The following is a 12378-nucleotide window of genomic DNA, read 5'->3' as shown; positions in this document are numbered from 1 at the left end:
ATGATCCTTTGGCTCGTTCGTGATCATGCCCAAACAACTGGATTTGCTGACCTCTGGACAGGTGATCCCAACACCACTGCACAGTGAAATGCAACGCTCCTATCTGGAGTACGCCATGAGTGTGATTGTGGGGCGGGCACTACCAGATGTGCGGGATGGGCTAAAACCAGTGCATCGGCGGATTCTCTATGCCATGTATGAGTTGGGGTTGACGCCCGATCGCCCCTTTCGCAAGTGTGCACGGGTGGTGGGGGATGTGCTGGGGAAATATCACCCCCACGGGGATCAAGCGGTCTATGAGGCACTGGTGCGCTTGGTGCAGCCCTTTAGCAGTCGCTACCCCCTCTTGGCAGGGCATGGCAATTTTGGCTCCATTGATGATGATCCTGCGGCGGCAATGCGCTACACGGAAACGCGCTTGGCAGCGATCGCCCACCGCACGCTACTGGAGAATATCAGCGACGCCATTGTGGATTTTGTCCCCAACTTTGACAGTTCCCAAGAGGAGCCCTTGGTGCTGCCGGCGCAACTGCCAATTTTGCTGTTGAATGGCGCAACGGGAATTGCTGTGGGCATGGCCACAAACATTCCACCCCACAATCTGGGGGAAGTGGTGGATGCTCTGATTGCGCTTATTGACCGTCCCCATCTCTGCCTAGAAGAACTGCTCACCCACCTGCCGGGACCGGACTTTCCCACGGGGGGTGTGATTGTGGATGGGGCAGAATTGCTGCGCGCCTACGCCACGGGTCGAGGGACGATCACCCTGCGGGGGGTGGCCACCCTTGAGGATATTCAGCCCGGACGCGGCCGCCACCGTCGCCAAGCAATTGTGGTGACAGAGCTACCCTATCAGGTGAATAAGGCGGCATGGATTGAGAAGGTGGCGGATTTGGTGAATCAAGGTCGCCTTGAGGGCATTGCCGATCTGCGGGATGAGAGCGATCGCGAGGGGCTGCGGGTGGTCATTGAACTGAAGCGGGATGCCTCAGCGGCACAACTCTTGGAGCAACTCTACCGCCTAACCGCACTACAAGTGACCTATGGCATCAACTTGATGGCACTGGTGGGCAATCAACCCCGCCAACTCTCCCTTAAGGAGATTCTCAGTGAGTTTCTTCAATTTCGCGAGCAGACCCTGCTACGGCAATATCGCCATGATCTCGAAACGGCTCAAGCCCGCCAGCATGTGGTGACGGGACTCTTAATTGGCCTCAATGCCGTGGATCAGGTGATTGAGATTTTGCGATCGGCAGCGGATGGCAGTACTGCCCAGCGGGAATTGATGACCCGCTTGGGTTTGAGCGATCGCCAAGCCAGTGCCCTGATTGCCATGCCCCTACGCCGCCTCACTCAACAGGAGCGCCAAGACCTGGAACGGGAACAGGCGGAGCTACAAGCGCGGATTGCCCAGTTGGAAACCCTGATTAGCCAGCGTCCTGAGCGCCTCAAGGCACTGAAGAAAGAATTGCGGCAGTTAAAGAAAGCCTTTGCCGATCCCCGCCGCACTCAAATCCTCACGGCAGCGCCGCTGCTCCCCACCCCCGTGGAGACCAATGATCGTGACGATACGCCCCTCTGGGTCGAAGTGAACCATCGCGGTTACGGGCGCTGTCTGTCCCAGCGCAGTCGGGGGAGTCTCCAATTGCAAACGTGGCTACCGTGGTCAGAGCCATTGCCTTTGGCCTTCTCGGTACAGGCCAAGGATCGCCTGTGGGTGTTTACGGAAAGTGGCAAGGTCTATCCGCTGCCCTTAGAGCGATTACCCGTTAGCAGCCGCCGTGAGAGCGATCGCGGTCAACCCCTACTGACTCTCTTGCCGGAGTCGGCGCAAGGGGAAACCCTCCTGACGGTCTTGCCCAGTCAAGCCCCAGCAGAGAAGCTGATTTTGCTGACGCGCCAAGGCCGCATTAAGGTCATTCCAATCTCAGATCTGCAAGACCTGAGCGGGCGCGGTCTGCAACTGATGAAACTCAAGGCGGGGGATGCCCTCGGTTGGGTACTGCCTGCAGATACGGATCACTTAGTGTTGGCCACCTCGCGGGGGCGGGTCTTTCACTTTTTCATCCCCGACATTCCCGCTTTGGGGCGGCTGAATCTAGGTCAAGCGGCGGTGCGCCTCAGTGGGCAAGAAACCTTGGTGGGGGCGATCGCCCTGTCGGAACCGGAGAATGTGATCCTCATTACTGCTTCAGGCCTTGGTAAACAAGTGCCGCTGCCCCTAATGGAAGTTGTGCCCCTTGGTCATTTAGGCCAGTTGGCGATGCCCCTGCGGCAAAAAGCGGATCGCTTGGCGGGCATTGGCCGTGGCGGTAGCCCCCTGGCACTGGTGACGAACCAAGAGCGAGCCTGGATCACCAACGGCGAAGAGATCCCCATCCTCAATAAAGAGGCGGTGGGGGTGGCGATCGCTCCCCTTGATCCGCAGGAACAGATTCAGGCGGTGGTGCCGTTGGCCTGATCAGTTCAAGCCACTGACCACAGACCCGCAGGTGGTACCCCCCCGGCAGCGTTGAGGTTTGGCTGCCATTACCTGCCGTGATCAGAGGACGCACCGCTTCAATTAGGCTGAAATCAATGCCCCGTTTCAGGTGCTGACGCAAAAATCGCTGGATCAAGCGGCGTTGCAGCGCAAGGGGCAATTCCCGTAGGCGCAGCCGCTCCAAGGCAGGGGGATGCTCGCGGATCACGGTGGGGGCAAGACGCTCCACCTCAGCCTCGAAATAGGCGCGATCGCTAGCCAGCAGTTCAGCGGTTTGGGCAAGCACCTCTTCCACATTCGGATTAAAGTGCGCTTGCAGATAGGGAATTAACTCCAAACGCAGCCGATTGCGGCGATAGTTGAGATGGTGGTTCGTTGCATCCTGCCAGACGGGTAACCCGTAGGTTTGGCAAAAGGCAGCCGTTTCCGCTCGCGTCATCCCTAGGAGTGGACGTACTAACTGAATCGCACCCAAAGCACGGCTAGGTAAGAGGGTGGCTAGGCCATCGGGGCTGGTGCCGCGCAGTAGATGTAGTAGGAGACTTTCGGCGCGATCGCTCTGGGTGTGGGCGGTCACCACATGGGTACAATTCAGAGCCTTGGCCACGGTCTCAAAGACTTGGTAACGCCATGAACGGGCTGCGGCCTCAGTTTTCGGCAGCGGCGGCGCACTCACCACCTCACAGGGCAGGTGCCATTGCTGCGCTAGCGCTTGGACGAAATTTGCATTGGCAGCGCTATCTGCCCGCCAGCGGTGATCACAGTGGACAGCCACCAAAAACCACTGCCAGTGGAGCTGTAGATCCAGTAGCAGGCGCGTTAAACAAACGGAGTCTTGACCCCCCGACAGAGCAATGAGGATGCGTGACCCCACAGGGAGCCATTGTTGGGTTTTTAAGGTGGTATGCAGGCGGGCGTGGTAGATGCCCCACACTTGCAATAACCGACTAGAAGAACCAACCGTAGGAGTGTAGGCCTTTCCCCAGTAGGTTCACCCCTAAGTAGCAGACCCAGACCACCCCAAAACCAACGGTAGCGAGAATCGCGGGCTTGCGTCCCTGCCAATCGCGGGTCATGCGGGCATGGAGATAAGCTGCATACACCAGCCAGACAATCAGTGCCCAAGTTTCTTTGGGATCCCAACTCCAAGGGGCACCCCAAGCCTCATTTGCCCAGACCGCACCGGAGATAATGCCGATGGTCAGCAGTGGGAAGCCAAGACCAATCATGCGGTAGCTCAAGTTATCGAGGGTTTCAGCTAAGGTGAGGCGTTGCAAACTCAATTGCAGGGTGGGTTGGGTGAGTACCGTGGTGCCGCCGCCCCCAGTCGAGGGTTCTAAGGAAGGTTCTGGCGTGCGACTGCGGAAGCTGCCTGTGCCCACGGAGCTGCCCTTAAGGCTGACGGGTTTGCCCCATGTGACCACTAGGAAGGCGATCGCCAGCAGTGACCCCACCATCAAGGTGGCATAGCTGAGCATCATCACACTGACGTGCATCATTAACCAGTTGGACTTCAGGGCAGGCACCAGAGGCGCTGACTGTTGCATTTCCGGGGGGAGCGAGAGAGCCGCAAAAGCCGTAATTCCCATGGCAACGGGTGCAGTAACAACCCCCACAAGGCGCTGGCCACTGATGGACTCGGCGACAAAGTGCATGGCTGTCAAACCCCAGCACAGGAAAAAGAGGGATTCATAGAGATTGCTGATGGGAAAGTAGCCCCCCTCAATCCAACGCGCCGCCAGCAGGCCCGTAATACAGAGATTGGCGATCGCCATCCCCGTGCGACCCGCAGCCGTGAGAACAGGCCATTGGGGAAACGCTGCCCCACACCAGTAGAGCAACATCGTGATCAAAAGCACCGCAAAGGCCGTGTTATCGAGCCAACCTTCTAGGGTTAATAAATCCATAGCTTTTTATTTTGCCAGCCTGCTACTCTTTTGTATTGTACTGTCCGAACCGTGCTTTTCTGGGATAGTGGCGCATCTCCCATTCTTGTGAAAAGGGTTGTACCACAATTTCAGCCTGAATCCCTATAATCAGGGGTGAAGAATCATCATGTTCTATTGTGCTGCTGCTGGAGCGAGAACCCCATGAACGAGCTACGGGCTGCGCTGGAATTGGCGACGGAGGAGGAGTTGCAAGACCTAACCGAAATTTTGTTTCGTCGTCGGCTCAATCCCTTGGACTATCTCACAACGCCGGATCCCATTGCCGTCCAAGCTCAGGATCGCCAAGCATGGCTGGATGATATTGAGGAGCGGTTTCGCTTTTTGGCGGCAGATGGTCTGACGGTGCTCAAGGGCAAAGCACAGCAAATCAGCTATCGGCAAACGTTGATGCGGGTCTGTCGCTATCTGAAAATTAAGTTTTCCCCCAGTTGGACAGTCCCCGAACTGGAAATGGAAATCTTCTTGAATGTGTTGCAGCGGATGTGGAAAAAGCTGGGGGATGAGGATCGCAAGGTCTTGGCTGCCCAAATCCAAGATAGCTTGCCCGAACTGCGCAACGGCCACCCGATTTCCATGGAAACTGTACGCCTGATCCTAGAGGGAGGCGCGGCGATCGCCATCAGTTCTGTTGTCCGCTCCATGGTGGTGCAGCAGGTGGCTCGTCAATTTGCCATTCACTTTGCTGGGTACAAGCTCTCCATCACTCCCTTGGTGTCTCGGGGCGCTGCCGTGGGAGCCGCTAAATTTGCCCTCGGTCGCAGCGTCTTAGCCTTTGCCAGTACAGCTTTGTGGGTGTGGTTTATTGCCGACTTGGGTTGGCGTGCCATTTCCACCAACTATGCGCGCATTATTCCCACCATTTTCGCGATCGCCCAAATTCGCCTCCTACGCGGTGAGCAGGCATCCCAGTGGGCAATGGCCTAGAGTGTGATCACCCGCTCTTTGTCCAGGGTGAGCAGTTGCCGCAGTTGATCGAGATTGAGTTCGGTTAACCACTGTTCGCCACTGCCCACAATCATGTCCGCAAGCGCTTTTTTCTGCTCAATTTGCTCGTGGATCTTTTCTTCAAGGGTACCCGTGCAGACAAATTTGTGGATTTGGACAGTGCGGGCTTGGCCAATGCGGAAGGCGCGATCGCTGGCCTGATTTTCAACGGCAGGGTTCCACCAGCGATCGTAGTGAAAGACATGATTGGCACGGGTGAGATTTAAGCCCACGCCCCCCGCTTTTAAGGAAAGAATAAAGACCGTGGGTGCCTCAGGATCGTGCTGAAAGCGTTCCACCATGAGTTCTCGCTGGGCTTTGGGGGTGCGTCCCGACAGGAAAAAGACCTCCATCTGTAGCGCCTTTTCGAGATAGGTTTTCAGGTGGGTGCCAAATTCGGCAAATTGGGTAAAGACAAGGGCGCGATCGCCCACTTCCTGAAGCTCTTGCAGCATTTCTATGAGGCGTTGCAATTTACCCGAGCGATCGGGGGCATAGTCTTCCTGCTTGAGATACTGCGCCGGGTGGTTACAGATTTGCTTGAGTTTGGTCAGCGTAGCCAAGATATGGCCGCGCCGCTGGATACCTTCACTATTTTCAATGGCAGCAAGGGAGTCTGCCACCACCGCAGTGTAAAGCTGCATCTGTTCTAGGGTGAGACCGCAATAGACCAGCATCTCCTGTTTTTCGGGCAGGTCTTGGATAATGCTGCGGTCAGTTTTCAGGCGCCGTAGAATGAAGGGCTGAACATAGGTGCGCAGGGCGTTGAGGGAGGTGGTGTCGCCATAGCGTTCAATGGGTCGCACATAGCGGTGCTGAAAGTAGGTGCGATTGCCCAAGTACCCCGGATGCAGAAAGTCCATAATCGACCAGAGTTCAAGGAGACGATTCTCTAGGGGGGTTCCCGTCAGGGCAATGCGAAACTGGGCGGAGAGTTCCCGTGCCGCTTGGGACTGCTGGGTGTTGGCATTCTTGATGTTTTGGGCTTCATCGAGGACCAGATGCTGCCATGACACCTGTTGCAAGGTGGTGCGATCGCGCTGGAGAAGGGCATAACTGGTGAGAATCAGATCGTGAGTTTCCACTTTTTTCAGAAATGCCTTGCCCTTGGGGCGATCGCTGCCGTGGTGGACGTAGGCACGCAATGTCGGTGCAAATTTTTGGCACTCCCGTAGCCAGTTGCCCAGTACTGAGGTGGGACAGATCAACAGTGTCGGTCGGTAGGCACGTCCTGCTTCCTTGAGATGGAGCAAAAAGGCCAACAGTTGAATCGTTTTCCCTAAGCCCATATCATCGGCCAAGCAAGCCCCCAACCGCCAGCGTTCCAAGAAACTCAACCACGCCACCCCTCGCGCTTGGTAGGGACGCAGTTCCCCACAAAATTCCTGCGGTGTCGGCACTGGATCAAGGGTTTGTTTACCCGTGAGGCCATCGAGTAGTGCCTGAAGAGCATCATTGGCGTCTAGGCCGAGAATGGGTAACTTGGCCACCGTCACCGTATCCCCGGTGGCAATGCGCAGCGTATCGGCAAGGGAGAGCTGGGTCTTTTGGGGAGACTGGAGAAACTCTTGAGCGGCCTTCACCTCGTGGGGACGCAGCAGCACCCACTCACCATTGAGATAAACAAGGGGACTCTCTTGGCGGCGCAGTTGCTCAAAATCTGCTTCCGAGAGGGGATGCTGCCCCAACTGTAATTGCCACTGAAACTGCATCAAGCTCTCAATACTCAAGCCGCTGGTGGCGGTGGGCGGCAATGAAGCAATCATCCTCAGACCCAAGCGATGCTGGGCGCTATTGCGGCGCAAACTCGGCGGCACAATAATTGCAACCCCCTGCTGCTCAAGGAGCGGAATGGCACTTTGCAAGAAGGCATAAACTTCCGTGGTTTGCAGCGTCAGACCCACAGGGGAGGGTTCTTGGAGACTGCGATCGAGGGGACGATAAATGCGTGAGGCCAAACCCAGTCCCCGCAGCAGGGTTTCTTGGGGCTGCCAGAGCACTTGTCCGTGATAGAGGAGGGACTCTTGCGTACATTGCCAAATCTCTGCCGCCGCCAGCATCGTTTCCGTTTCGCCCTCCGTTTGTAGGCCAAAGGCCAAGCGCCAATCACCCTCGGCAGTATCTGGGGGCACCAGTTGCAGTGCCAAGCGCCATTGGGGGCGCAGATCCAACTGCTCGCGGTAGGGTTCTTGCCAACGCTGGAGCCGTTCCACAAAAGAAGGCGGCAGTTCCGTTGCTTGCCCTGTTTTGAGGAAAGTCAGCCAGTGGCTGTGGGCTTTGGCTAAGCCCACTTTGGGCAGCTCTAGGGAGGCGAGGACAGCGTGGAGATAGCCCTGCAACGTGTGGTGTAAAAAATCCGCCAATAGATCGGTGGCATGGGGCGGAAACCGCAGCGCCGTGGCATCCCCTTGGTAACAACGACACAGATGCGGCATCCGTTGGCTAAATTGGCGAAAGCGATCGCGATCGCCCCCGTGGGTGAGCAGAATCCGCCACCCTTCAGCCGTAGGCAAGTATTGGCCGCGCACAATTAAATCCAGTAACCAGCGACTAACGTGCAGCCAATAGCGCAGATCATCGCCAATAGCAGCGCTTTCGCGACCCTGAAGACCCAGTTGATGTAGTTGCTCTAAAACCCCTGAGGCAGGAATCGCCCAACCCGGCACCTGCCAGAGAAACAGCGGTTCGCCGTTGACTTCCGCTAGGGGAGGCGGTAACAGGTGATGCTCCTGAATCTGTGCGGGCAAAGCAGCATAGGCAACACTCGGATCGGCATTGACAAGCGGAGGGGTCTTCAGTTGGGTGGCATAGGGATAAACAGGCACAGCAGTCGGAACCCAAGGCGTGATTGCCTGAGTGAGCGATCGCCATTCTTCTGCCCATACAAAAAAGCGCGGCGTCGGCGTTGCCAGCCACGTCCCACGGAAAACAGCCATGCCAATATTTTAGTGGGCTTTCAGGAGGGATGCGAGGGCTTCAGCAGGCATGGGTCGGGCAAAGAGATACCCTTGACCATAATCACACCCCAGTCGCTGCAGGATGTGCAGTTGCTCGTGGGTTTCAATCCCTTCGGCAATGACGCGGTAGCCCAACTCCTGAGCAAGGACTAAAATCATCTTGGTAATTTTGAGGTTGCGTTGGTTGTTTTCCAATTGCTGGACAAAGGCGCGATCCACCTTTAGATGGTGAATCGGTAGGCTGTGGAGATAGCTCAGGCAGGAATAGCCCGTTCCAAAATCGTCAATACTAATTTCAATGTGGCGCTCCCGCAATGATTCTAGGAGGTTGAGCATTTCACTGCCCAACTCAAGGGCGATGCTTTCGGTGAGTTCTAGAACCAACTGTCCTCTGCCCAGGGGATACTGTTGCTGAACGCGGCTAAGGTGGTGGCGGAAACTGGGATGCTTCAGGGTCTTGGCCGAGACATTCACACTCAGGATCGCGTTGGCTGCTACTTGGGACTGCTGTTGCCACAACCAAAACTGTCGACAAGCCTGCTCCAGAACCCACTTGTCAAGGTCAACAATCAGCCCCGTATCCTCAGCAATTGAAATGAAAGCACCCGGCAGAATCAGTCCCCGTTCAGGATGTTGCCAACGCACCAAGGCTTCCATGCCCACCAGTTGTTGATCCGCCAAATTAAAAAAGGGCTGATAAAACAGCTGCAGTTCTCCATGGCTGAGGGCATGGCGCAGATCGTGTTCAAGGTGGAGGCGCTCTAGCACCTGTTCGTACATCTGGGCATTAAAGATGGCGTAGCGTCTTGTGGGATGAGCCTTGGCTTGATACAGGGCAATATCGGCATCCCTGAGGACAGCAAAAGCCGTTTCATAGTCGTTTTGGGCAAAGACCACACCAATACTACTGCTGAGGAAAATTTGCCGCTCCTCTACGACCAAGGGTTCCTGGAGGCAACGGGTAATTTGCTCGCAAAGGGCAATGGCACTCTCCAAGTGAGGTAAAGCGGTTGCCAAAATCACAAACTCATCTCCGCCGAGGCGAGCCACAATATGCCTATTTTCGATGAGACGCCGCAGCAAAGTGGCAAAGGCAATGAGCAGGCGATCGCCCACTGCATGGCCGAGGCTGTCATTGATCACCTTAAAGCGATCCACATCCAAAAACAGCACCGCATAGTGAAGCTCAGGATTGCTTTGAGCTGCGGCAATTGTGGCTGCCAACTGCTCCATGAAGTAGAGGCGGTTGGGCAACCCTGTCAGGGGATCGTGATAGGCCTCATGCTCTAGCTGAAATTGCACCTGTACCCGACTGGTGACATCGCGGGAACTGGTCTGCAACTGTTGCAATTGTCCCTGACTGTCGTAGCGGGGCTTGAAGAGGGTTTCTAGCCAGAGCAACTCCCGATTCGCTGTCCAAGCTCGATGGGTGATGGGCCAAAACCGCTGCTGCTGAATCATCTGTTGCAGTTCCTGCTTGACCCGCGATCGCTCTTGGGGATGGCACAATTGCGTAAAATGCTGACTAATGAGCCTCCCAGAAGACCAACCCAAGAGGGTTTCATAGGAGGGACTAACATACAAACACCGACCCTCGCGATCTAAAAGGCACACAATATCGGTCATGTTTTCCGCCAGCAGTCGATAGCGTTCTTCGCTTTCGCGCAGCGCCAGTTCAGCAGCTTTGCGTTCGGTAATATCAATATGGGTACCCACCACCTTAGAGGGGCGACCCTGGGCATCCCGAATTAACACGGCATTGCTGTGGAACCAGCGGTAGCTACCATCCCGGTGGCGCAGGCGAAAATCAATGTCATAGTCCGCTTCACCGCGCAGAAATTGCTCGTAGGCCGCAAGGGCGCGATCGCGATCCTCGGGGTGGAGTTGCTCCTGCCAATCTGCACAACTGAACGCTTCAGTCCTAGGCAGGTCGCCCAGCTGGGCTCTGTGGGCTGGCGAAACAAGCATGGTTCCCGTAGAGAGGTCATGAAAATAAAAGCCAATCTTGGAAGCACGGATAGCCACCTCTAACTGGGCCTGCTGCTCCTTGAGGCGCTCTTCGGCCAAATGGCGCTCAGTGACATCCAAGATCACGGTGTACCAGACCACGGCCCCATTAGCCGCCGCTGTGGGCTGTCCGGCGCCCTCTAGCCAGCGCACTTCACCGCTGGTGGGATGAATAATGCGCCATTGCCAAAACCATGGCGTCAAATTTGCCGCAGAACAGAGAACCGATTGCCATGTGGCTTCCCGATCCTCTGGATGCACCAGCTGCCACAAACTTTCACCATCCTCAGCGGCCACCGCCGCGGGGATGCCCCAAAGACGTTCGCACATTGGATTCAGATAAAATACCCGATTGCGACCATCGGGGTACTGTTCATAGCGAAACAGGGCACCAGGGAGGTGAAGAGCCGTCAAGCGAAACCGTTCTTCACTCTTGCGCAATGCCGCAGCCAGACGGGAACGTTTAGCCAGTTCTTTGCGGGCTTGGGCGTATAGATTGGCCTGGTAAACCGCCACCTCCAGTTGGGTGGCAATGGTACGCATAAAATTGATTTCCACTTCTGACCACGTATGGGTTTGGTGCGGCATAAACAAACTCAGGCTGCCCCAAGGGCGCTCTTTAACAATCAAAGGCACCAGTAACCATGCCCCCGGCAATTGTTCCGCAAGGGCTCGATTCACTGCATCGGTCAGTTGGCAGGTGTCGGCGATGGCAACCACTTCTCCTGCCTTCAGCCGTGTGGCCAAGGGATTGTCCTGATCTGGGATTTCAAAGCCAAGAAACCGCGGCGCATTGGCATCGCTGTGATATTCGGCAACCGGCTGCCACACCTGCCTTTCCGGAAGGTAGCGAACCACACAGGCATCCCATCCCAGCCCTATTTCCACAATTTCCCGCACAGCGGTGCCAAAGATGGTTTCAAGGTCAAGGGAATTGCGCAGGGCTTGGATGACCCGATTGAGAGCCTGCTCACGCAGTAATTGATTTTTGAGCGCAGTAACATCTCGGCCGACGGATTGAATCCCACTGAGGGAACCATCAGCCGTAAAAACCCCTGAATTCAGCCACTGGATCCAGCGACTCCCTTTTTGGGGATGAGGTAGGCAACTTTCGCAGGTAAATAGGGGCGCAGTGGGTGTAAGCTGCATCACCTGTGCTTGGAAACAGACGGCATCTTCACAGCAGACCAACTCCCCTAAGGGGCGACCAATGACTTCAGCAGCAGAACAGTTAAAGAAGCGACAGAAGGCCTCATTGGCAAATAGGATGGTGGTATCTGGGTACAGGAATAAAAGAAAATCACCTTGGTCTTGGAAGATGCCGGAGTCACACTGCCCAGAATCGGGCTGCTGCTGACGAGAACAGGCAAGCCCTTGGGGCTGTGTTTCCTGAGGTTGGCGCCCAGTAATGTCCTGAAACGTGAGCACAATACACTGCAGATTGCTGCTGGGATCAAAGATGGGGCGGGCTTGGATTGCTAGGGTTAATCGCCGATCGCTCAACAGCAGATCTACGTCCACAGAACAGGGTTCTAAACGCTGGTGGACTTGCCTATTGGGCAACTCTTCCTTGGGATAGGGGCGATCGCTACCGCAGTAATAAACCTGCAGATTTGCCCAAATGTCAGCTGCCGCCACTTGGGGATCCGTCACCGCCAAGAGCCTTCGGCCAAAGGGGTTAATGTAGCAAATTTCCCCCGCAGGATCAGCAAGAGCCACAGCAATCGGTAACGCCCCTAGGATTGCTGTTAGGTAGGGCTCCCCATCACTTTCCCCCATTCCACCTAATAGGTCGATCATTGGAGCTGCACCGCCACTGGCATTGGGGGTGGCAGGCCTTAGGAAAGTGGGGAACAAACTATCCATAGGATTAATCGTAGGAAGTTACTGGGGCTCCTGACTAAAGCTAACCGCAGCAGCTTTCGGATTAGACATTATAATTACGATGATACTTGCTATTATTTTTTTTTTTTTGACATATAACTGATTTATAACTGAT

6 protein-coding genes are annotated in these 12378 nt (G+C 55.7%); 2 read left to right on the top strand and 4 right to left on the bottom strand.

Annotated elements, in window-relative coordinates:
- Nucleotides 1-25: 25 nt before the first annotated feature.
- Nucleotides 26-2461, top strand: coding sequence for a DNA topoisomerase (ATP-hydrolyzing) subunit A (locus M0644_RS08665; RefSeq protein ID WP_286625362.1), 2436 nt, complete (start codon nt 26-28; stop codon nt 2459-2461).
- On the opposite strand, the gene tilS is transcribed toward M0644_RS08665, so the two are convergent.
- Both tilS and ccsB read right to left on the bottom strand, forming a co-directional pair.
- Entirely contained in the window at nt 2382-3416 is a 1035-nt protein-coding gene (gene tilS, locus M0644_RS08660) for a tRNA lysidine(34) synthetase TilS (RefSeq protein ID WP_149819992.1), read from the bottom strand. The genes M0644_RS08665 and tilS overlap by 80 nt on opposite strands.
- A 13-nt stretch (nt 3417-3429) precedes the next feature.
- A complete protein-coding gene (gene ccsB / locus M0644_RS08655; protein ID WP_149819990.1) occupies nt 3430-4389 on the bottom strand; it encodes a c-type cytochrome biogenesis protein CcsB in 960 nt (319 codons plus the stop codon).
- A gap of 183 nt (nt 4390-4572) precedes the next feature.
- On the opposite strand from ccsB, the gene M0644_RS08650 reads away from it, so the two are divergent.
- A complete protein-coding gene (locus tag M0644_RS08650) occupies nt 4573-5355 on the top strand; it encodes a YaaW family protein (protein ID WP_190278036.1) in 783 nt (260 codons plus the stop codon).
- Here M0644_RS08650 and M0644_RS08645 read toward each other — a convergent pair.
- Together M0644_RS08645 and M0644_RS08640 are read right to left on the bottom strand one after the other, a co-directional pair.
- The gene (locus M0644_RS08645; RefSeq protein ID WP_286625358.1) at nt 5352-8351 is read right to left on the bottom strand and encodes a DEAD/DEAH box helicase; all 3000 of its coding nucleotides are present in this window, start codon (nt 8349-8351) and stop codon (nt 5352-5354) included. The two genes, M0644_RS08650 and M0644_RS08645, sit on opposite strands and share 4 nt — an antisense overlap.
- Before the next feature lie 9 nt (nt 8352-8360).
- The gene (locus tag M0644_RS08640) at nt 8361-12179 is read right to left on the bottom strand and encodes an EAL domain-containing protein (RefSeq protein ID WP_286625357.1); all 3819 of its coding nucleotides are present in this window, start codon (nt 12177-12179) and stop codon (nt 8361-8363) included.
- Nucleotides 12180-12378: the final 199 nt, after the last annotated feature.

It is taken from the genome of Thermosynechococcus sp. B1, from assembly GCF_030322985.1.
In the GTDB taxonomy this organism is placed as follows: domain Bacteria; phylum Cyanobacteriota; class Cyanobacteriia; order Thermosynechococcales; family Thermosynechococcaceae; genus Thermosynechococcus.
Note: the sequence above shows the minus strand (reverse complement) of the source record. Positions and strands in the feature narration are given on the sequence as shown.